This window comes from Microbacterium sp. ZW3a (genome assembly GCF_057167165.1).
In genome coordinates, this window is record NZ_CM169903.1 from 2248781 (window position 1) to 2269656 (window position 20876).

20 protein-coding genes and 2 tRNA genes are annotated in these 20876 nt (G+C 68.8%); 7 read left to right on the plus strand and 15 right to left on the minus strand.

Features of this window, described 5'->3' with window-relative positions; genetic code table 11:
* Nucleotides 1–163: 163 nt before the first annotated feature.
* The 3 genes from ACU6WY_RS10595 to ACU6WY_RS10605 all read left to right on the plus strand — a co-directional run bounded on the left by ACU6WY_RS10595 (nt 164) and on the right by ACU6WY_RS10605 (nt 1403).
* A complete protein-coding gene (locus ACU6WY_RS10595; protein ID WP_483819623.1) occupies nt 164–832 on the plus strand; it encodes a fasciclin domain-containing protein in 669 nt (222 codons plus the stop codon).
* Between the two features lie 140 nt (nt 833–972).
* A tRNA-Lys gene (locus ACU6WY_RS10600) sits at nt 973–1048 on the plus strand.
* A 112-nt stretch (nt 1049–1160) separates the two neighbouring features.
* Complete coding sequence (locus ACU6WY_RS10605; protein WP_483819624.1) at nt 1161–1403, plus strand: hypothetical protein; 243 nt, start codon at nt 1161–1163, stop codon at nt 1401–1403.
* 34 nt (nt 1404–1437) lie between these two features.
* On the opposite strand, the gene ACU6WY_RS10610 is transcribed toward ACU6WY_RS10605, so the two are convergent.
* A complete protein-coding gene (locus ACU6WY_RS10610; protein WP_483819625.1) occupies nt 1438–1656 on the minus strand; it encodes a hypothetical protein in 219 nt (72 codons plus the stop codon).
* A 770-nt stretch (nt 1657–2426) separates the two neighbouring features.
* Nucleotides 2427–2858 (minus strand): VOC family protein, encoded by a 432-nt coding sequence (locus ACU6WY_RS10615; protein WP_483819626.1) that lies wholly within the window; start codon nt 2856–2858, stop codon nt 2427–2429.
* A 145-nt stretch (nt 2859–3003) separates the two neighbouring features.
* On the opposite strand from ACU6WY_RS10615, the gene ACU6WY_RS10620 reads away from it, so the two are divergent.
* From ACU6WY_RS10620 to ACU6WY_RS10635, 4 genes are all read left to right on the plus strand, one after another.
* A complete protein-coding gene (locus tag ACU6WY_RS10620; protein ID WP_483819627.1) occupies nt 3004–3213 on the plus strand; it encodes a hypothetical protein in 210 nt (69 codons plus the stop codon).
* A gap of 565 nt (nt 3214–3778) precedes the next feature.
* Nucleotides 3779–4429, plus strand: a complete 651-nt coding sequence (locus ACU6WY_RS10625; RefSeq protein WP_483819628.1) for a hypothetical protein — start codon at nt 3779–3781, stop codon at nt 4427–4429.
* A 47-nt stretch (nt 4430–4476) separates the two neighbouring features.
* Nucleotides 4477–6063, plus strand: coding sequence for a molybdopterin-dependent oxidoreductase (locus ACU6WY_RS10630; protein ID WP_483819629.1), 1587 nt, complete (start codon nt 4477–4479; stop codon nt 6061–6063).
* A gap of 117 nt (nt 6064–6180) precedes the next feature.
* Nucleotides 6181–7296: an ATP-binding protein gene (locus tag ACU6WY_RS10635; RefSeq protein ID WP_483819630.1), complete on the plus strand. Its 1116-nt coding sequence runs from the start codon at nt 6181–6183 to the stop codon at nt 7294–7296.
* Here ACU6WY_RS10635 and ACU6WY_RS10640 read toward each other — a convergent pair.
* The 13 genes from ACU6WY_RS10640 to ACU6WY_RS10700 all read right to left on the minus strand — a co-directional run bounded on the left by ACU6WY_RS10640 (nt 7280) and on the right by ACU6WY_RS10700 (nt 20590).
* The gene (locus tag ACU6WY_RS10640) at nt 7280–7855 is read right to left on the minus strand and encodes an isochorismatase family protein (RefSeq protein WP_483819631.1); all 576 of its coding nucleotides are present in this window, start codon (nt 7853–7855) and stop codon (nt 7280–7282) included. The two genes, ACU6WY_RS10635 and ACU6WY_RS10640, sit on opposite strands and share 17 nt — an antisense overlap.
* The gene (locus ACU6WY_RS10645; protein WP_483819632.1) at nt 7852–10116 is read right to left on the minus strand and encodes an MMPL family transporter; all 2265 of its coding nucleotides are present in this window, start codon (nt 10114–10116) and stop codon (nt 7852–7854) included. The genes ACU6WY_RS10640 and ACU6WY_RS10645 overlap by 4 nt, the downstream gene beginning before the upstream one ends.
* Nucleotides 10117–10172: 56 nt before the next feature.
* Nucleotides 10173–10568 carry a hypothetical protein gene (locus tag ACU6WY_RS10650; RefSeq protein WP_483819633.1) on the minus strand — a complete coding sequence of 132 codons (396 nt, stop codon included), beginning with the start codon at nt 10566–10568 and terminating at the stop codon, nt 10173–10175.
* Nucleotides 10569–10718: 150 nt separating this feature from the next.
* Nucleotides 10719–10794 (minus strand) — tRNA-Thr (locus tag ACU6WY_RS10655).
* A gap of 73 nt (nt 10795–10867) precedes the next feature.
* Entirely contained in the window at nt 10868–11536 is a 669-nt protein-coding gene (gene deoC, locus ACU6WY_RS10660) for a deoxyribose-phosphate aldolase (protein ID WP_483819634.1), read from the minus strand.
* Between the two features lie 68 nt (nt 11537–11604).
* Nucleotides 11605–13149, minus strand: coding sequence for an alpha/beta hydrolase (locus tag ACU6WY_RS10665; RefSeq protein WP_483819635.1), 1545 nt, complete (start codon nt 13147–13149; stop codon nt 11605–11607).
* Entirely contained in the window at nt 13146–14321 is a 1176-nt protein-coding gene (locus tag ACU6WY_RS10670; protein WP_483819636.1) for a DNA polymerase III subunit delta', read from the minus strand. The genes ACU6WY_RS10665 and ACU6WY_RS10670 overlap by 4 nt, the downstream gene beginning before the upstream one ends.
* An 86-nt stretch (nt 14322–14407) precedes the next feature.
* A complete protein-coding gene (tmk, locus tag ACU6WY_RS10675) occupies nt 14408–15082 on the minus strand; it encodes a dTMP kinase (RefSeq protein ID WP_483819637.1) in 675 nt (224 codons plus the stop codon).
* Nucleotides 15079–17787 carry a type I DNA topoisomerase gene (gene topA, locus ACU6WY_RS10680; RefSeq protein WP_483821903.1) on the minus strand — a complete coding sequence of 903 codons (2709 nt, stop codon included), beginning with the start codon at nt 17785–17787 and terminating at the stop codon, nt 15079–15081. Before topA ends, tmk begins: the two co-directional genes overlap by 4 nt.
* 389 nt (nt 17788–18176) lie before the next feature.
* A complete protein-coding gene (locus ACU6WY_RS10685) occupies nt 18177–18509 on the minus strand; it encodes a TadE family type IV pilus minor pilin (RefSeq protein WP_483819638.1) in 333 nt (110 codons plus the stop codon).
* Complete coding sequence (locus ACU6WY_RS10690) at nt 18506–18703, minus strand: DUF4244 domain-containing protein (RefSeq protein WP_483821904.1); 198 nt, start codon at nt 18701–18703, stop codon at nt 18506–18508. The genes ACU6WY_RS10685 and ACU6WY_RS10690 overlap by 4 nt, the downstream gene beginning before the upstream one ends.
* Nucleotides 18704–18824: 121 nt before the next feature.
* Nucleotides 18825–19721 (minus strand): pilus assembly protein TadB, encoded by an 897-nt coding sequence (locus ACU6WY_RS10695; protein ID WP_483819639.1) that lies wholly within the window; start codon nt 19719–19721, stop codon nt 18825–18827.
* A complete protein-coding gene (locus ACU6WY_RS10700; protein ID WP_483819640.1) occupies nt 19712–20590 on the minus strand; it encodes a TadA family conjugal transfer-associated ATPase in 879 nt (292 codons plus the stop codon). The genes ACU6WY_RS10695 and ACU6WY_RS10700 overlap by 10 nt, the downstream gene beginning before the upstream one ends.
* Nucleotides 20591–20876 lie beyond the last annotated feature (286 nt).

Genomic DNA, 20876 nt, shown 5'->3' on the forward strand with positions numbered 1-20876 from the left:
CTGCCGCCTCCACCTCGCCAGGCGAGGAATGCGAGAGAAGCCGCAATCCGAACGTCAGGGGGTCCCGAAGACCCTGTGTACGCCGCAACACGGCGAACCGCCCCTCGCACCGGGGTGTCCTAACGGGTCGCAGACGCGGTCCGAACGATTTCGGAGGAATGTCATGCTCACCAAGAAGAAGCCTGTCGTCGCCGGTCTCGCCCTCGTTCTGGGCTCGGCCTTCGCTCTCACCGCATGTTCGGGTGCCAGCACCTCGGGCGACTCGATGACCGAGGAGTCGTCGGCTCCCTCGATGGCGGCCTCGCCCTCGGCGTCGTCGAACATGATGGACCCGGCCGCGAACCTCGTGGGCCCCGGCTGCGCCGACTACGCCGCTACCGTTCCCGATGGTGCCGGTTCGGTCGAGGGCATGTCCGCTGACCCCGTCGCGGTCGCTGCCTCGAACAACCCGCTGCTGACCACGCTGACCGCGGCCGTCAGCGGCCAGCTCAACCCCAACGTTGACCTCGTCGACACCCTCAACGGTGGCGAGTTCACGGTCTTCGCTCCGGTCGATGACGCGTTCGCCAAGATCGACCCCGCCACGATCGAGACGCTGAAGACCGACACCGATCTGCTCACGTCGATCCTCACCTACCACGTCGTCCCCGGCCAGATCGCGCCCGACGAGATCGAGGGCGCCCAGGCGACCGTTCAGGGCGCCGAGGTGACCGTCTCCGGCAGCGGCGACGCGATCATGGTCAACGACGCCAACGTCATCTGCGGTGGCGTCCAGACCGCCAACGCCACCGTGTACCTCATCGACTCGGTGCTGATGCCCCCGGCTGCGTAATTCCACGCACCCGGACCGATCGATGACCGATCGGAACTGACGGCGAGCGCCGGACCCCAGGCGAGGGGGTCCGGCGCTCGCTCTTTGTTGCGTCCCGCGTGCACGACCCACCACGCGCAGGCCGGTAGGCTGGATGCCACGGGCCTCTAGCTCAGTCGGTAGAGCATCGGACTTTTAATCCGCGGGTCGTGGGTTCGAGCCCCACGGGGCCCACCACGTCAGCGTTACTCGAAGTATCATCCTTGGCCATGTTTACAAGAGTCGCCACCTCCGACAACTTCACACCGCCCCTGTTTGCAGGGGCGGTTTTGGTTTCTTCCCTCTCCGTATGCGCGGTGTACTGCTCGTCGGCGCCCACAAGCAGGTCAAACGGCTCATTGAATTCCACGCCCGTCACCTCATCGGCTTCGACGTAAATTCGAGAGAAGACAGGGGCCTCACCGTTCGGCGAGAAGGTATCGGCGCCGCGTTTCCGACGTGTGAATCCGCGCCCGATATTTCGGGCTGTGACGTTCAGATCAAGTCGCGCCAGCGCAGGCTGCGCGGCACCGCGGGTTTGAGCGGGAGTTGAGGGATGCTTCCCGACGGTCACTCGACGGAAATTGTCATGGTGTCGGCGGGGTCAGGTCGACCTCGCGGAGGACATAGTGGTCGGGGACAGTGAGGGTGTGGAAGTAGTGCACGAAGATCTCGCCGGCTTCTTCCGCGGTGAAGGCCTCGTCGGGGTGGACCAGGGCGCGGCCCGCTCCGTCGTGGAACTCGATGCCCCCCTCCGACGGTGTATAGCCGTTCCACACCATCCCGATCCAGGCGTCGCCACTCAATGGTCATCACCTCCGCGGTTCCTGCCGCATGCAGAAACACGCTCGGCAGCGTCTCCCGCTTCACGTCCCAAGCGCTTTGACCGTCCGGCAGCTTCGACAGAGCAAACGTCGAGCGACCCGGTTCGCCGACCAGAGATAGCATGCGGCGCAGGTTGTCCTCGTAGGACCGCGGACTGTTGATGAGGTTGGCAAACGAGGCACCGTTGACCTCGTAGACGAATGTGGGGTTGGCGATAGTCATGGCACTCGCTCCAGATAGACGCTGGTGACGCTGATGGTCTCGCCGTCGATGTTTACGATCGCGGGGTTCGACTCGGAAACGAGGGTCAGGCTCCAACCGACGAGGCAGAGGGCTTCGGCGTTGTCGCGACAAAGTGTCTTATATAGCGTGGTACGCACCCTGCTGAGTCAGCAGGAGTATCACGATCCCCAGCACTACGATGACGATTCCGCCGGCCACGATCGCGCGTTGCTTGGAACTCTTCACAGGTCAGCCACCAATGGGGCGACTCGTGCACAAGCACCAGTTCCCGTTATTGCCGAAGAAGTTGCGAAAAGGCACATAAGGCACATCGACGCTGCAACGGCGGCCATCGCCGGCACCTACGCCGGTGCAGTTGGTGCCGGCGTTCGAGATGCCGCTGATCACGCCAGTTGGGTTGAAGCGTACGCGCGCGAGGGCGCGTACGCCGGCGCAGAGCACGTGTACCCGGCGTCGGCCGAGGTTGCCGCTGCGGTGCGTGAGTTCGTCGAGGGACGGAGCCACTAGCTCAGCTCGCACTCTCGCCCCAACCGTCCGGCGCCGCGATGTTGAACATCCAGGCGACGCCCCACGGGTCGACGAGTTCGCCGTAGAAATCGCCCCAGACCTGCTTCTCCAGCGACTGGACGACCTCGGCACCACGCTCCACGAAGCTGTCGTAGAACCCCGAGACGCGATCGATCTCGTCGCTCATGAACGCGGCATGCACGCGGTTCTTCCCCCACCCCTTGGCCGGTTCTCCGAAGGCATCCGCCCCCATCACCGTGAATCCCTCGGCGCGGAGCTCGGAGTGCATCACCCCGTCCGCGGGACCATCGGGAATCCCGAAGTCGGCGAACGTCGCGATCACCAGCTCACCGCCGAAAACGGACTGGTAGAAGGTCATCGCCGCGCGGGCCTGGCCGGCGAACGAGATGTAGACAACGAGCGCGGTGGACATGGCGGCATCCTTCCGGGAGTGCGACGGTTCACGCTCACCGTAGACCGCGGCACCCGCGCGCAGAAGAGAGGCATGATCAGGGTGGGCGCGGCTGTTCTTGTTGTCGGCGTGATCGGCGGCCTCGCTGCGATGTGGATGGCGCGCCGTGGGCTCTGAGCTGGGCCTCCGGCATCTGATCGAAGGAGAGAGCGGTTCGTCCCGTTACTACTTCGAGGCGTTCGGGCCCGAGCAACCGTGGGAGAACACGAACGCCTACTCGCTGCGTCGCAAGCGCGACAGGTTCACCCCGGAGATGTTGCGAGGATACTGCCTGGCCTTAGGGATCGATGTGTTCGATACGTCGTTCTACTCCTGACCGGCCTGCCTGGTTGAGCGCACCAGGATCTAGAACCACGCCCGCCGCACCGCGCCCTGCGCGATTTGGCCACCCCGCGGCCGTCCAATGAGACGAATCTGCGGGGGCAGGCTTGACAAACTCTCCCCCTCCCGTGTTGAGGTGTTCGTACTTCACGCAGTCGTATGATTCGTTCGCATCTTCTACACTGAGCCTTCCAGCCGACGCGCCCGCGTTGGACGGAGACCAAGAATCCGCGCCTGCCTTGTGGAAAATGAAGGACGATTCTCTTCCCCACAGAACGGAGAGCGGTATGCCGACCGGGGAGAATGACGTCTACTACACCGGGAACGTCGCGATACGCACGCCCGGTCGTACCACTCCGCCGAGTCATCTGCGGATCGGGCGGTCGGAGGTGTTCCGACTTCGGGCCGTCACATCGGCGGTCGTCGAGCCTCTCGACCCCGCACTCGGCGACGTCTTTCTTTTCTCCTGCCTGAATAGCACGGCTCGTCTGCACGCCGGGGGCAGGACGATGACGATGGATCCTGATTGCGTCCTTGTCGTTTCGGGGTCCCCCTGCGAGGTGACCGCCACCGAGGCGGCCGATGTCGTGTTCTCTGTCTCGACCGGCGACGTGATCCGCGACGCGGGTCTCGACTCGGTCGCGGGCGGACCGAAGATCCACGAGATCGCGACAAACCGCCTATTCGCCGATCCTCTCAACGTCGCCCCCACCCACGCCTTTGACCGCCTCGAGAGCGGGCACAAGGGCCTCGACCCGCGCGAGATCGACTTTCTCAACCTCCTCTGGCTCGGTGTCGTGCAGTCCCCCGCGGACGCGAGTCCCGCTCGGCATTCCTCGGCGTCGTTGCAAGACCGAGCACGCGCTCTGATCGCACGGCTCCACACCGATCCGTCGACCAGCCCGGCGACAGTCGCGGAGATCATGGGCGTGCCGCTGCGCACCCTGCAGCGAGCATTCGCCACGCAGGGTTCTTCGGTCGCGCGCGAGATTCGACGCGCCCGAGTTCAGACGGCCCGGGCGCTGCTCCGCTCCGACTCAGCCTCGGAGTCCCGCGCACTCCACACCGCGCGCGAGGCGGGGTTCGGGAGCGTCGTGACGATGCGGCGCGCGCTCCAGGAGTTCGCCGACGACGAGGCGCAACGGCCCACGACCCACGACCCACGACCCGGCGTAAGCCTCGGCATCCGTTCTCGTCCGCGCTCCGAATAGCCCTCGACGGCAGTGTTCCGTGCGTCGTCGCAGAGAAGAGGGATGCCATGACCACCGACACCGCGACCGGCACCGACGACACACGCACCGTGCGGCGCCCCCGCGCGTGGATCTGGGCGGCGCTGGCGGGCCTCGTCTCCGCCGCGAGCCTGCTGGCGATCGCGGAGCTGTTCGCCATCCTCGTGGCCCGCTCGGCGAGCCCGGTCCTGGCGGTCGGCTCGTTCATCGTCGACTTCGTTCCCCGCCCGCTGAAGGAACTGGCGATCACGGTCTTCGGGGAGTCCGACAAGATCGCCCTTCTCGTGGGGGTCGGTCTGGGTGCGGCGGTCGCCGCCGCTGTCGCCGGCATTTTGCAGTACCGACTGCGTCCCTCGGGCGCGATCCTCCTCGGCGTCGGTGGAGCCCTGGCCACCGCCGCGATCATCACCCGCGCCGGAGCCGGCGCGCTCGCGTGGCTGCCCCCGATCCTCGGCACCGTTGTCGGTGTCGTTCTGCTCGTCCTGATGGTGGGTCGCCTGCGTCGATGGGTGGCCTCGACCGACGCCGATGATGCGACCGGCGCCGCCGTCGATCGCCGTGGCTTCTTCCTCCTCTCCGGTATCGCCGCCGCGTCGGCCGTCGTGGTGGGCGTCGGTGCGCGCGTCGTCAACGCCGCAACCGCGTCGGTCGCGGCCGCTCGCGACGCTCTCCGTCTACCGACGGCCCGGACCACCGTGACCGTGCCGGAGGGTGCGTCACTCGACGTACCCGGGCTTTCCCCGATCATCACGCCGAACGCCGACTTCTACCGCGTCGACACCGCCCTCACCGTCCCCAACGTCGACCCCTCGACGTGGAGACTGACCATCGAGGGCATGGTCGACCAGCCCATCGAGCTGAGCTTCGACGACCTCGTCGCCATGGGCCTCGACGAGTACGGCGTCACTCTGACCTGCGTCTCGAACGAAGTGGGCGGCGGCCTCGTCGGCAATGCGATCTGGACCGGTATCCCCATCCGCGACGTGCTGCGTCTGGCCTCTCCCCAAGCCGACGCCGACATGGTCCTCTCCGAGAGCGTCGACGGGTACACGGCATCCACTCCCCTCTCCGCTCTCACCGACGACGGACTGGATGCCATCTTCGCGGTGGCCATGAACGGCGAACCGCTCCCCTTCGAACACGGATTCCCCGTGCGCATGGTCGTTCCCGGCCTCTACGGCTACGTCTCGGCGACGAAGTGGGTGACCACGCTCACGGTCACCCGCTTCGACCAGGACGAGGCGTACTGGACGCCGCGCGGCTACTCGGCCGAGGCGCCCATCAAGATGTCGTCGCGCGTGGACACCCCCAAGATCGGCGCGCCGGTGTCGGCGGGGCGCGTTCCCATCGCCGGCATGGCCTGGGCGCAGCCCATCGGCATCCAGACCGTCGAGGTGCAGATCGACGACGGTGACTGGCAGCAGGCGACCCTCTCCACGCCGATCAACGACCAGTCCTGGGTGCAGTGGGTCATGGAATGGGACGCCCAGCCGGGCACGCACTACATCACGGTGCGCGCGATCGACAAGCAGGGCAATGTGCAGATTCAGGAGCCGGCGGCGATTGCCCCGAACGGTTCCAGCGGCTGGCAACGCACGCTCGTCACCGTGAGGTAACGCCGCGCCCTGGGGCACCCCTCCCGCACGTGTCAAGTGGTAGTTTTTCTCTACTCGTGACCTCCATGATCACGTCATGCCTTCAGCAAGCATCCCTGCCATCAGTTGCCCACGCTCATGAGCGTCGTCGGTGGCGACGCCCAGGTATTCGCGACGGCATCCACCTTTTCCGAGAAGGACCGACCCATCGCGAGCATGCGGCGCCCGCTTCCCCCCGACTGGGACGGCCAGGTCGATCTCTTCGCGATCGTAAAACTCGACGGTGGCGGAGTCGTCAGCGGGTGGAACCTCGGCGCCGAGCTCATCAAGGGCTACTCAGAGGACGAGATCATCGGGTCTCACTTCTCCCGTTTCTATCGCGAAGAAGACCGTCGCCGCGGTCTTCCCGACCGCTTGCTGGCCGCCGCGCAGCGTGACGGACACGTCGAAGACACCGGCTGGCGCGTCCGTAAGGACGGCAGCGAGTTCTGGGCGCGCGTGACCATCTCTGCGATCCGCAGCGAATCGGGGCAGATCCTCGGTTTCGTCAAGATCGTCCGCGACCTCACCACCGAAAAGCGTGCCGCCGACGAGCAGGCCGCGCTCCAGCGCACGTTCGCGCACGACCTGATCTCGCCCGTCACCGCGCTCCGCGGGTATCTCGAGCTTCTGGCCGACGAGCTTCCGCCCGACCACCGGCTGCTTCGCCTCGCCGGCGAGACCAGCGATCATCTCGTGGCTATGGCCCAAGCCCTCCTGGCCGATGCCAGCGCCCAACCCGAGCGCGGACGCCGCCGGATCACGCTCGATCTCGTGGTGCGTGGTGCGGTTGCGCTCATCCTTCCCGGAGATGCGCCCAACCGCGCGGTCTTCGGGCGGATGGATGCCGTGCCGGTGATCGGCGATGTGCTCGGACTCCGCCGCGCGGTGGCGAACGTGCTCGAAAATGCCGCCAAGTACTCCGACGACATCATCGAAATCCAGGTGTACGAGAGCGACGAGGGAGCCGTGGTGTCGGTGAGCGACCACGGTCGCGGCATCCATCCCGACGAGCTGCGACTCGTGATGCAGGAGGGCGAGCGCGGGCGCTACGCCGATGTGCGCGACGGGGGGAGCGGAATCGGCCTCGCGAGCGTTCGACGAATCGTGAAGGACCACGGCGGGCGGACCCAGATCACGAGCGAACCCGGCGTCGGGACGACGGTGACTTTGACGATTCCCCGCGCCGACGACGAGGTCACTCCGACGGCGTGAGCTCGGCGCCCGCCTCCTCGATCTCGCGGAGCGCGATCGCGCTCGAATCGGGGTGCACCCCGGCAATGAGATCCGTGAGCACCCGCACGGTGCGACCGGCGGCGAGCGCGTCGAGCGCCGAGGCCCGCACGCAGTAGTCGGTGGCGATCCCGACCACGTCGATGTCGCGGATGCCGTGCGCGTCGAGGAGGTCGGCGGCGGTCTGCCCGTCGTCGGTCACGCCCTCGAACAACGAATACGCCGGCTTGCCCTGCCCCTTCTTCAGGTGGTGCGTGACGCGGCGCGTGTCGAACACGTCGTCGTACTCCGCTCCGAAGGTGCCGCCGACGCAGTGGACGGGCCAGGTGTCGACGAAGTCGGGGTTGTCGGAGAAGTGCCCACCGTTGTCGTCGTCGCCGTGATGCCAATCGCGTGAGGCGACGACGAGGGCGTACTCGTCAGCGTGGGCGTCGAGGTACTCCGATATGCGCTGCGCGACCGCATCGCCCCCGACCACCCCCAGAGCCCCGTGCTCGGTGAAGTCGTTCTGAACGTCAACAATGAACAGTGCCCGGCTCATGGCTCGAGCCTACGCGCGGCGGTCACCCTCTCGGCATCCCGTCGCCAGAGTTTCGAGGGCCACCAGATGGCCGCGCCGATGTCGGTGGCGAGCGCGGGGACGAGGAGCGATCGCACCACGAAGGTGTCCAGGAGCACGCCGAACGCGACGATGAACGCGATCTGGGCGAGGAAGAGGATCGGGATGACCCCCAACGCCGCGAAGGTCGCCGCGAGCACCAGTCCGGCCGAGGTGATGACCCCGCCCGTGGCGACCAGACCCCGCAGGATGCCGGCCCGAGTCCCGTGCGCGAGCGATTCCTCGCGCACGCGGGACATGAGGAAGATGTTGTAGTCCACCCCGAGGGCGACGAGGAAGACGAACCCGTAGAGCGGTACCGAGGGGTCGGCGCCGGGGAACCCGAAGAACCCGTCGAACACCAGGGCGCTGACGCCCAGGGCCGCGCCGAACGACAGGATCACCGTGCCGATGAGCAGCAGCGGAGCGACGATCGAGCGCAGGAGTGCCATCAGAATCAGCAGGATCACCACGAGGACGATCGGAATGATCAAGGTGCGGTCGCGGATCGAGGTGTCGATCGAGTCGATGTCGGTTGCGGTCACTCCGCCCACGAGCGCCGCTCCCTCGCCGAGACGGTCGGCGAGATCGACGCGCAGCTGACGCACGGTGTCGTCGGCCGCTGCGGAGTCGGCCGTGTCCGACAGGGTGGCAGCGAGCATGACCTGACCGTCGGAGACGGTCGCCGCGGGCGCGGGCGTCCCGGGCGGGCCGAACGCGGTGGTCTGCAGCGCGCCGTCCACCGCGGTGACCGGAGCCTGTCCGCCGGGGGCGTCGCCCGACAGCACCGCCACCGATTCGACCCCCGAAGCCGCGGTGAGCACCTCGACAGCATCGGCGGCGGACGACTCGTCGACCAGCACGTAGGCGGGACTCCCCGACCCACCGGGGAAGTGCTCGGCGAGCACCTCCTGACCGTCGCGTGCCTCGGATGCGCCGAGCACGAGGTCGCTGGAGGGAACGCCATCGGCCCGCAGCTGCGTCAGCCCGGCACAGGCGGCCAGCAGCACCACGGTGCAGACGATCCAGATCGGCCGCGCACGACGGGCGACGAAGCGCGCCTGGCGGGGCCACAGGCCCTTCACCGGCTGCGTGAGATCCCTCGGCAGGGCCCCCGCACCGGGCTTCGGGGGGAACGGCCAGAACGCCACACGGCCGAACAACGCGAGGAGGGCCGGAAGGAAGGTGAGGGCCGACAACATCGCGAACGCGATGCCGATCGAGGCGATCGGACCGAGCGCACGGTTGTTCGCGAGATCGGACAGCAGCAGGCACAGCAGTCCCGCGATCACCGTGCCGCCGGAGGCGAGGATCGGCTCGACCGCGCCCCGCCAGGCGGTCACCGTGGCGTCCCAGCGGGGTCGCCCCTCACCGATCGCCTCACGGAATCGTGCCGTGTAGAGCAGGGCGTAGTCGGTGGCCGCGCCGATGACCAGGATGAACAGGATTCCCTGCACCTGGCCGTTGAGCACCACGATCTGGGCGTAGGCCAGCCACCACACCGTCAGCAGCGCGACGCACAGCGCGAACACCGAGGTCAGCAGGACGAGGATCGGCAACAGTGGCGAGCGGTACACGACGATGAGGATGACGAACACCGCCGCCAGGGCCACGATGAGCAGCAGCCCGTCAATGCCGAGGAAGCCCTCGACCAGGTCGGCCGTGAAGCCCGCGGGGCCGGTGACCCACGCCTGCACCCCCTCGGGCGCATCGGCGGAGACGAGTTCGCGAATCTTCTCGACCACCTCGCCCACCTCTCCCGAGGCGTCGACCGGCACGAAGATCTGCACGGCCTGCCCGTCGTCCGAGACCACCGGCGGACTGGTCTCGCCGCGGATGCCATCGAGCGCGGCGATCTCCGACGTCAGGGTCTGGAGTTCGCTCCGCTGCGCGTCGGAGAGCGCGGACCCGTCGGCCGTCTCTGCAACGACGATGGCGGGGATCGCCTCGGCGCCCACGAAGTCGGGCAGACGCTCGCTCACGCGCGTGGCATCCGCCGACTGCGGAAGGAACGAGGACTGGTCGTTCGTCGCGACCTCGTCGACCTTGCCGAAGTACGGTCCCCCGATCGAGCCCCCGACCACCCAGATCAGAACCAGAAGGCTCGGGATGCCGATGCGCAGCCACCGCGACACCGCGGGCGCGGTGCGACGCGTGTCGCGGCGAGAGGGTGAGACTTCTGCGGATGCCGGAGTGCGGGACATATCGCTAGATTATCTAGCTAACAGGCTGTGGCGCTACTCCTTGTTCGGCGAGAGCGTCAGCCGCGGGTGAAGAGCAGGACGATCGAGATGACGAAGGCGCCGACGCCCAGGGCCGAAACTCCACCGGCGAGCAGGGCCACGAAGCGGACGACCGGCGACGAGGCCGACAGTCGCATGCGGTGCATGCTGCCCCGGCGATAGAAGATATCGGTCATGTCGGCGGGTCCGACCCGGGCATCATCGTGAGACGACAGGGGCGCCTCGTTGACTCCCCCGTGCTCGTCGAACCACCGCACGACGCGATGATCGTCGACGCGCTCGACGACCGCCCGGGCGGGCAGCCACGTGCCGTCGGCGAGAAGAAGGACCACTGCGGCGAGCGCGAGCAGCACGCCGACTCCCAGCCCCACCCAGGTGAAGAGCTCGACGACGATATCGACGACGTTCGACACGGGGGCTCCTGCGGTTCGCGGGACGATCATCTCCGCGCCGGGGCGCGATGGGGTGGGGGTCTCAGCCTAGCGGGCGCCCGCCCGGCATCCCGCGACGTGGGGGCGCTCGGGAAAATCGAAAGGCCCGGGAATCCCGGGCCTTTCGTGTGCTGGAGCCGCCTAAGGGAATCGAACCCTTGACCTATTCATTACGAGTGAATCGCTCTGCCGTCTGAGCTAAGGCGGCGCGCTCCGCTGACGCGTGCACGATCATCGATCTTACATGCTCAGCGGGCCGCCTGACCAATCGGCCCGCGCGATCAGTAGTCGCCCGTGGCGGAGCGGTCGGCGAGGATGTCGCGGCTCGACGACAAACCCAGGCGCGTGGCGCCGGCGGCGATCATCTGCTCCGCGGCGGCGCGCGTGCGAATACCGCCGGATGCCTTGACCTCGGCGCGGTCGCCGACCGTGCTCTTCATGAGCTCGACCGCGTGGACGCTCGCGCCACCCGCGGGGTGGAAGCCGGTGGACGTCTTCACGAAGTCGGCACCGGCAGCCACCGCAGCCGTGCACACGGCGACGATGGCGTCGTCGGAGAGAGCCGCCGACTCGATGATCACCTTGAGGACGGTGGGCGCGGGAACAGCGGCGCGGACCGCGCGGATCTCTGCCTCGACGACCTCGTAACGCCCCTCGACGGCGGCGCCGATGTCGATGACCATGTCGATCTCGTGGGCGCCCTGCGCGACGGAGAGCGCGGCCTCGGCAGCCTTCACCTCGGCGTGGTGCTTACCGCTCGGGAAGCCGCACACCACCGCGATCTTGAGTCCTTCGGGGACCTCGACGGGGAGGAACGACGGTGACAGGCACACACTGTAGGTGCCGAGCTCGGCGGCCTCGGCGATCGTGCGCTCGACATCGGCGCGCGTGGCCTCGGGCTTGAGCAGCGTGTGGTCGATGAAGGTGGCCAGGTCAGCGGCGGTGGTCATGAGTGCTCCTTCGGGCGGGGACGACGACAAGCCTACGTTCCGCGTGGTGGGACGCGCTCGCCCGAGCCCTATCCGCAGCGCAGACCCTCTTCGGGCACGGTGCCATCGATGAGGTAGGCATCGACGGCGTCGGTGACACAGGCATTACCGGTGTTGTATCCGAGGTGTCCTTCGCCGACATTGGTGACGAGCACGCCCTGGGAGAGCTGATCAGCGAGCCGCTGGGCGCCCTCATACGGGGTCGCCGGGTCTCCGGTGGTGCCGATCACAACGATCGGGGGCGAGCCGGGGGCGGTGATCGGCTGCCGGAGACCGGTGGGCGGCGCAGGCCAGGACGCGCAGGGGTCTCCCCCGCCCGCCCAGTACGGGGCGATCACCGGTGCTTCGACGTCGAGCCGCTTCTGCAATGCGTCGAGATCGGCATCGCTGCCGTCGTCGGGATAGTCCATGCAGTTGTAGGCGGTGAAGGCCTCGATCGTGTTGCCCTCGTAGACACCGCCCACGCGGCCGTTGTAGAAGTCGGCGAGTTGGAACGCGACGTCGGCGCGCCCGTTGCTCGCATCGGACAGCGCCGAACGCAAGTAGGGCCAGCTGTCTTCGCTGTACAGGGCCGACGCGATGGCGGTCATCAGCGAGTCGCCCCCGAGCTTTCGACCGTCGGACGCGGTGAGGGGCCGCGCATCGACGCGGGCGAGAAGGGCCGACAGGTCGTTCAGGGCATTGTCTACAGAGCCGGCGAAAGGGCACTCGTTCGTTCGTAGGCAGTCGGCGATGAAGGCCCGGAGGGCGTTCTCGAACCCGACCGCCTGGTCGATCGAGGTGTCACTCACCGAAGTGCTCGGGTCGATCCCGCCGTCGAGCACCATTCGGCCCACTCGGTCGGGGAACAGTCCCGCGTACGTGGCGCCGAGGAACGTGCCGTACGAGAAACCGAGGTAGTTCAGTTTCGGGTCACCCAGCACCGCCCGCAGCACGTCCATGTCGCGCGCGGAGTTCTCGGTGGTGAGGAAGGGCAGGATCCCGTCGCTGCCGGCCTCGCACGCTCGGGCGAAGTCCGCCGCGCGTTGATCGAGTGCCGCCTGCCGTTCGTCGCTGCCGCGGGCTCCGGGAGGGATGTCGTACAGGTAAGCGTCGAGCTGGGGCGCGTCGTAGCAGTGCACCGCCGTGGACTCCCCCACCCCGCGCGGGTCGAACCCGATCACGTCGTAGGCGTCGGCCAGCGCATCGTCGACGAGGATCGACAGCTGTTGCTTCGCGAGCGAGACACCGCTCGCTCCGGGTCCGCCGGGGTTGGTCAGCAGGGAACCGAGCGGCTCGCCCGACGTCGCGCGATGGCGGACGACGGCGAGTTGCAGGTCGCCCGTACCCGGGGCGGCGTAGTCGCGGGGAACCGTGACCGTCGTGCAATCCAGGCCCGTGCCGCACTCCTCCCACGCCAGCGTCTGCCCGTAGTAGGGCAGGAGCTCGGCCGAGACTCCGTCGGTCTGCGGGGCGAGCGACGCGCCGCCGCCCGGGGCCATCGGCGGGATCTGTGCGTAGAGGCATCCGGAGAGCGCGACGGCGAGGGCGGCAACGCCCGCGACCGCGGTGACGATCCGTCGGCGGAGGCTCACGGCGCTGATCCGTTCGCGACGGTGATGAGCAGACTCTCGAGCGCGAGGAGCGGTGCGGCGTTCTGCTCGAGGTGGCGCCGTGTGTCGGTGATGCGGTCGAGCACCCCGAGGGTGCGCGCCGGGGTCCATTCGGTCGCGAGGACGCGCAGGTCGTCGAGGCGCTCGGCGTTGACGAGGTCGCCGTCGCGCCCGTACTGCAGCATCACCACGTCGCGGAAGAGTGACTGCAGGTCGGTGAGGACCCGGTCGATGCCGTCGCGGAGGCTCCGCGTCGCGCGGCGCTTCTGGTCGTCTTCGAGCGCGTTCAGCTGACCACGCACGCTCGGCGGCACCGCGGCACCCTCGGCCACACCGAGGGTGCGCAGGAGCGTGCGGCGCTCCTCTTCGTCGCGCGTGGCCGTGAGCGCTTTTGCGTCGTCGGTGGCCAGGCGCACGATGTGTCCGGCGACCTCGACGGCATCGCTGATCCCGCGCACCGCGAGCACGGACGACAGCGTCTCGGCGCGGCGAGCGCGGGCGTCGTCGTCGGTGGCCAGGCGCTGCGCCATGCCGATATGCCGCTGCGCGTGACGGGCGGATTCTTCGGCGATGTCGGCGGGCACGCCGGTGCGCTCGACGATCAGCGACGCGACGTCGGCGACCGACGGTTCGCGGAGCCGCAACACCCGGACCCGCGAGCGGATGGTGGGCAGAAGATCGGCGTCGCTGGGGGCGCACAGTACCCACACGGTCTGCTCCGGCGGCTCTTCGAGGGCTTTCAGCAGCACGTTGGACGTGCGCTCGGCCATGCGATCGGCGTCTTCGACGACGATCACCCGGTGGCGACCGAGTGAGGGAGCGAACGATGCCCGCTCGACGAGGCGCCGTGCCTCATCGATGCGGATCACGACCTGCTCGGTGCGGAGCGCGGTGAGATCGGGGTGCGTGCGGGCGAGCACCTGGCGCTGGGCCGCCTCGTCGCCGGGGTCGGCGATGAGTGCCGCGGCGAAGGCGTACGCCAGCGTCGACCGCCCCGATCCGGGCGGACCGGTGATGAGCCAGGCATGGGCCAGGGCTGCCGGGTCGGACGCGGCGGCGCGCAGCGTCTCGACCGCTTCGACCTGCCCCCACACGGCGTCCCACGGGAACGGCGCCGGGGTGGGACGAGCGGGCGAGTCCAACACGGCGGGCATGCGTTCCACCCTAATCGCGGCGTCCGACACGGCCGCTGTCGATCGGCTGAGCGTCGAGGCGGGTGTCGGGCCGGCTGTCGTGCCGCTCAGGAGAGACGGGATGCCACGGCCTCGCGCACGCGCGTCGCCAGGTCGGGCGCCGGCTCGGTGGCATCCAGCACGAGGAAACGCTCGGGCTCCGCGGCGGCGAGCGCGAGGAAGGCGGAGCGGACGCGCTCGTGGAACTCGGCTTTCTCGGCCTCGAGGCGGTCGAACGGTTTGTCGGCCGCGTCGAGGCGTGCCCGCGCCGACGCCGGGTCGAGGTCGAGCAGCACGGTGAGGTCGGGGAGCAGCCCGCCGGTGGCCCAGAGCGATAGCTCGCGCACGTCGCCGGCGTCGAGCACGCGCCCCGCACCCTGGTACGCGACCGAGGAGTCGAGGTAGCGATCCTGGATCACGATGTCACCACGCGCGACCGCGGGCTGGACCACGGTCTCGATGTGGTGCGCCCGGTCGGCGGCGTAGAGCAGGGCCTCGGCGCGGGGGGCGATGTGACCGCGGTGATGCAGCACGATGTCGCGGATGAGCACGCCGACGTCGGTACCGCCCGGCTCGCGGGTGCGCACGACCTCGCGGCCCTGGGCGCGCAGCCACTCCTCCAGGAGCGCGGACTGCGTCGTCTTGCCGGCGCCGTCGCCTCCCTCGAACGTGAGGAAGAGTCCGGGTCCCCCGGCTGCCGCCGCGCGGGGGGCGTGCGGCGGCCGGGAGGATTCGGTCGTCACGACTTCTTCGCCGGGGCCTTGCGCGTGGTCGTCGTCTTCTTCGCCGCGGTGCGCTTGGGCGCGGGACCCTTGGCACGCTTGTCGGCGATGAGCTCGACAGCACGCTCGAACGTGATCTCCATCGCGTCTTCGCCGCGCGGCACCGTGGCGTTGGTCTCACCGTCGGTGACGTACGGGCCGAACCGGCCGTCCTTCAGTTTGATCGGCTTGCCGCTGACGGGGTCGGCGTCGAACTCCTTGAGGGCGCTCGAGGCACGGCGCGCGCCGTACTTGGGCTCGGCGTACTTCGCGAGCGCTTCCTCGAGCGTGATGTCGAAGATCTGCTGCTCCGCGTCGAGCGACCGCGAATCGGTGCCCTTCTTCAGGTACGGACCGAACCGGCCGTTCTGCGCGGTGATCTCCGCCCCCGTTTCGGGGTCGGCACCGACGACGCGCGGCAGCGACAGCAGCTGGAGCGCGGTGTCGAGGTCGATCGTGTCGACCGACATCGAGCGGAAGAGGGATGCCGTGCGGGGCTTGGGCGCGGCCTCCTTCTTGGCGCCGCGCTTCTTGGGCGCCTCGACGACCTCGCCGGTGGCTTGATCGACCTCTTCGGGGTCTTCGGGCTCCACCTCTTGCACGTAAGGACCGAACCGGCCGTCTTTCACGACGACGAGCTTGCCGTTGTCGGGGTTCTCCCCGAGAACGCGATCACCCGCGACGGGAGCCTCGATGAGTTCCTGCGCCTTCTCGGGCGTCAGTTCGTCGGGCGCGAGGTCTTCGGGGATGTTGACGATGCGGGGCTTGGCCTCGGGGTCGGCGCCGGGCTCGGTCACTTCGAGGTACGGGCCGTACTTGCCGAAGCGAAGGGTCGCGGTGTCGGTGATGCGCGTCGAGTTGAGCTCGCGCGCGTCGATCTCGCCGAGGTTCTCGACGATGTGCCGAAGGCCCACCTGGCTCTCGGAGCCGAAGTAGAAGGCCTTGAGCCACTCGGTACGGCGCTGCTCGCCGCGAGCGATGGCGTCGAGGTCGTCTTCGAGCGCGGCAGTGAAGTCGTAGTCGACGAGGTCGGCGAAGTGCTGCTCGAGCAGGCGCACGACGCTGAAGGCGAGCCAGCTGGGCACGAGGGCCTGGCCGCGCTTCGTGACGTAGCCGCGGTCGAGGATCACGCCGATGATGCTGGCGAAGGTCGACGGACGACCGATGCCCTTCTCTTCGAGCGCCTTGACCAGGCTCGCTTCGGTGTAACGGGGCTTGGGCGACGTGCTGTGGCCCTTGGGCTCGACGTCGCTGATGGCCAGCTCGTCGCCGACGGCGACCGCCGGCAGCGACTGGTCGGCGTCGTCGTCGTTGCGCTTCTCGTCGTTGCCCTCTTCGTACGCCTCGAGGAAGCCCTTGAAGGTGTAGACGGTGCCCGACGCGGTGAACTCGGCCTGCCTCTCACCCGCCTGGACAGCGAGGGTCACCGTGGTGGTCTCGTACTTGGCATCCGCCATCTGGCTGGCGACGGTGCGCTTCCAGATCAGGTCGTACAGCTTCTGCTCGTCACGGTCGAGCGACGAGGCAAGCGAGGCGGGCGTGCGGAAGTGCTCGCCCGAGGGACGGATCGCCTCGTGCGCCTCCTGCGCGTTCTTAGACTTGCTCTTGTACAGGCGGGGGTTGGCGGGGACGGCCTTGTCGCCGTAGAGCGCGACCGCCTGCTCGCGCGCCGCCTTGACCGCCTGCGTCGACAACGCAGTCGAGTCGGTACGCATGTAGGTGATGAACCCCTTCTCGTAGAGACGCTGAGCGACGCCCATGGCGTGCTTCGCGCTCATTGAGAGCTTGCGCCCCGCCTCTTGCTGCATCGTCGAGGTCGTGAAGGGAGCGCGGGGGCTGCGCGTGCCGGGCTTGGACTCGACCTTGGCGACGGTGGCCTTGGCCGCGGCGACGATGTCGGCGGCGAGCGCGCGAGCCTGCGCCTCGTCGAGCACGACGACGGCCTTCTTGAGCTTTCCGTTGTCGTCGTAGTCGCCACCGCGGGCAAGCGGGGCGCCGTCGAGGCGGTTGAGGCGTGTGGTGAAGGAGGAGCCCGACTTGGATGCCAGGGCCTCGACGTCCCAGTACGACGCCGACACGAACGCCATGCGCTCGCGCTCGCGCTCGACGACCATTCGCGTGGCGGCGGACTGCACACGGCCGGCGCTCAGAGCGGTGCCTTCGCGTCCGGACCCGACCTTGCGCCAGAGCACCGGCGAGACGTCCCAGCCGTAGAGGCGGTCGAGCACGCGGCGGGTCTCTTGCGCATCGACGAGAGACACGTCGAGCTCCCGGGTGTGGTTGACGGCGTCCTGAATGGCGTCTTTGGTGATCTCGTGGAACACCATGCGGCGCACGGGCACCTTGGGCTTGAGGACTTCGCGCAGGTGCCACGCGATGGCTTCGCCCTCGCGGTCACCATCAGTGGCGAGCAGGACTTCGTCGGCGGACTTCAGCGCGCGCTTGAGCTCGGCGACCGTCTTGGTCTTGCGGTCGTTGACGACGTAGTACGGATCGAAGTCGTTCTCGACGTCGATGGAGTACTTGCCGTACGCCGCTTTCTTGTCGGCCGGGATCTCCTTCTTGGAGGCCAGGTCGCGGATGTGCCCGACCGAGCTGAGCACCTCGTAGTCGTCGCCGAGGTATCCCTGGATCGACTTCATCTTCGTCGGGGACTCGACGATGACGAGCTTCTTGCCGTTTGCCACTGGGGTCCTTTCTTCGTTGCACACCATACACACGCCTTCCTGGTCGGGATCCGGGAGGTCATACGCGGTCGAGACATCGGGCGGTCCAGCCCGCGAGCGTGCAGCGAATGGAATTCCACCGTACGCGCTGCCGACCCCCACCGTGGCGACGAGACCGTCGAGGGTGCACTCAGACACATCCACACCCCCGGCATCGGCCACCTGCGCTGCCGCCTCGCAGGGGACGCCAGCGATCGCTCCGCTGAGGGTGTCGGCGGCGGCGAGGGCGGCGGCATCCGCGATCCCAGCCAGGTGTGCCGACTGCGCGGCGGCGCCGGCGACGATCGCCAGGCCCAGGGCGGTGACGGCGATCGCCGCGATCACCCCGGTAGCCGACACGGCCCCCGCCATCACCCACCCCCGTCCAGCGCGCAGGATCGCGCGGTGAGCGGCCCGAGGGGCACCGGCCCCGGGGCCCGGGCCGACGCCTGGACGCAGACGAGGCGATCCGCCCGCTCGATGCTCGCCGTCGCGCCCACGTCGGCGATTACCGCATGCCCACGCGCATCGTCGCCCCTGCCGAACAGACGGGCCGACTCCGCGGCCGCGTGCTGCAGGCGGATCGCCGTGGTGCCCGCCGATAACGCCCCGAGACCGAGGGAGAGCACGATCACGATCGCCGGGAGGGCCACGGCGAACTCCGCCGCGACCGCCCCTCGATCGTCGAGACGAGGTCGCCTCATTGCACCGTGAGGGCGCGGCGGACGAGATCGGTCAGGATGCCGCGCACCTCATCGCTGCGCATGATGACGACCAGGAGACCCGCAAAGGCGACAGCCGCCATCGTCGCGATGGCGTACTCGGCGGTGGCGGCACCGCGATCGTCGAGGAAGAGTGCGCCGGCACGACGCGTCGTGAGAGGGGGGAGCACCGGGATCTCCGTCCGGGGGCCGAGGGGGCGAGCGGAGAACGGCGAGAAGCGGACGACGAACATGGAATTCCTTCGTGATTCGGAGGTGGCGGGGAGGTGGGCACAGATCATGGGACGACGCGGGGCGTCAGAACGGGAGAACGCTGGAGCGCAGCACCCCCAGCACCGCGGGGATAACCGCGAGGAGGAGGAAGGCCGGCAGAGTGCAGATGCCGAGGGGCAACAGCAGGCGTGTCGACAGGCGGGCAGCAGCCTCGCGGCCCCGTGTGCGCGCCCGCTGTCGCGCGAGCCACGCCTCTCCGCGGAGCAGTTCCACGGCGGGTGCGCCGGCTCGGACCGAGAGGTCGAGCGTCGCCTCGACCTCCGCATCGGATTCGCCCCGAGCGCCCGAGCGGTGAGCGGCGACGAGCGCTCGAGCCCGGTCGATCGAGGCGCCCGACGACAGCGCGACGGCGAGCAATTCGGCATCCCACCCGGGGATGCCGGCGGGCGGGGCCGCCTGACGGGCCAACCGCCCGACCCAGAACCGGGCGAGGCCGACGAGCGCCAGACCGGCAAACGTGCAGAACAGCCCGAGAGGGTCGCTGACAAGGACCGAGAACGTATCGATCCCGAGGAGGAAACCGAGAGGGAGACCCACGAGCGGGAGCCAGCTCAGCAGCCGCCCCGTTGCCGTGGGCTCGGTGAGCGCCACAGTCACCTCCGCCCTCACCTCTGCGGCATCGCGCAGGGCCGCCACCGCCGAACGCAGCGTGTCGGCGAGGGGCGCTCCGACAGACGTGGCGACGGCCCAGACCGAGGCCACGTCGAGCCAGACGCCGCCGCCGCCGCGGAGCACAGCGACGAGATCACCGCCGACCTCGGCAGTCGCGGCCACACTCGCCAGGAAAGGGTCGCCGTCGCGGGCGAGATGCCGCCAGGCAGGCACCGCTGCCACCCCGGCAGACAGCAGCACCGCCAGTCGCATCGTGGTCCCGATCGCGCCGGCATCCGGCTCGGGCCTCGCCCGGACGATCAGTCCCACCGTTCCCCCTCGATCGCGAGCCGGTCGTCGTCCAGCGTCAGCCGACCGATTCCGACGACGCGTCGTCGTCCCGCCACCCGCTCGACGTGCACGACCGCCTGCAACGCGCTCACGGCCTGTCGCCCCACCGCCATGGCATCCATGCCCGCCAGCGCTCCCAATGCCTCCAGGCGTGCCGGCACCTCGGCGAGCCCCCGGGCGTGGAGCGTGCCGGCGCCCCCGTCGTGCCCGGTGTTCAGGGCGAGTAGGAGCTCGCGGATTTCGTCACCGCGGCACTCCCCCAGCACAAGCCGGTCAGGTCGCATCCTTAGCGCTTCGCGCACGAGACGGGCAAGCCCCACCCCACCAGCTCCTTCGAGGTTCGCCTGACGCGCCTCGAGCGCGACGTGGTGAGGGTGCCGCGGGCGAAGCTCGGCGACCTCTTCGATCGTGACGATCCGCTCGGCGGCCGGCACGCGTGAGAGCATCGCCGCCAGAAGAGTGGTCTTTCCCGCGCCGGTCGCCCCGGTGATCAGGACGTTCGAGCGTTCGTCGACCAACGCCTCCACCCGCCGACGCCCGTGGTCGGAGAACATGCCGGACGCCGAGAGAGCGTCAAGATCCGGTGCGTCCCACCGGGGAACGCGGATCGAGATCGTCGTACCGCGGACGGCGATCGGGGCGAGGACCGCATGAACCCGCACGCCCCGCTCGATGCGAACGTCAACGCACGGCGCAGCATCGTCGAGATGGCGCCCACCCAGCGCAATGAGGCGCACCGCGAGTCGCCGTACCTCCGCCTCGTTCGCCCACCACGACGCCATCCGCTCTGCGCCGTGACCGCGGTCAACGAACAGCCCGTCTTCCCCGTTGATGAAGAGATCGCTCACCTCGGGGTCTTCGAGAAACGGCCGAAGAAATGCCAGTGCCGGGTCCGTCCATGCCGACGGCACGGACGACGTCGAGGAACGTGGCGCGGAAACGGGTTCCCGGGGAAGAAGGCGAAGGGGGGTGGTCACGTCGATGACGGTACGGAGATTGCCCCCGTCGGCGCGGCGCGATTCTGCCGTTTCGTGGGGAACACCGCCGCTCGGCGCGGTGGGGAGGAGGGGTCAAGCCCGCGACGTCGCGGAGCCACCCGAGAAAGAGAGAAGGCGGCATCCCGTCAGTGGGGGG

What these genes read in the sequence shown, in the direction of transcription:
- ACU6WY_RS10595 (WP_483819623.1), top strand. Translation starts at nt 164, where the DNA reads ATGCTCACCAAGAAGAAGCCTGTCGTCGCCGGTCTCGCCCTCGTTCTG.
- ACU6WY_RS10605 (WP_483819624.1), top strand. Translation starts at nt 1,161, where the DNA reads ATGCGCGGTGTACTGCTCGTCGGCGCCCACAAGCAGGTCAAACGGCTC.
- ACU6WY_RS10615 (WP_483819626.1), bottom strand. Translation starts at nt 2,858, where the DNA reads ATGTCCACCGCGCTCGTTGTCTACATCTCGTTCGCCGGCCAGGCCCGC.
- ACU6WY_RS10630 (WP_483819629.1), top strand. Translation starts at nt 4,477, where the DNA reads ATGACCACCGACACCGCGACCGGCACCGACGACACACGCACCGTGCGG.
- ACU6WY_RS10635 (WP_483819630.1), top strand. Translation starts at nt 6,181, where the DNA reads ATGAGCGTCGTCGGTGGCGACGCCCAGGTATTCGCGACGGCATCCACC.
- ACU6WY_RS10640 (WP_483819631.1), bottom strand. Translation starts at nt 7,855, where the DNA reads ATGAGCCGGGCACTGTTCATTGTTGACGTTCAGAACGACTTCACCGAG.
- ACU6WY_RS10645 (WP_483819632.1), bottom strand. Translation starts at nt 10,116, where the DNA reads ATGTCCCGCACTCCGGCATCCGCAGAAGTCTCACCCTCTCGCCGCGAC.
- deoC (WP_483819634.1), bottom strand. Translation starts at nt 11,536, where the DNA reads ATGACCACCGCCGCTGACCTGGCCACCTTCATCGACCACACGCTGCTC.
- ACU6WY_RS10670 (WP_483819636.1), bottom strand. Translation starts at nt 14,321, where the DNA reads ATGCCCGCCGTGTTGGACTCGCCCGCTCGTCCCACCCCGGCGCCGTTC.
- ACU6WY_RS10685 (WP_483819638.1), bottom strand. Translation starts at nt 18,509, where the DNA reads ATGAGGCGACCTCGTCTCGACGATCGAGGGGCGGTCGCGGCGGAGTTC.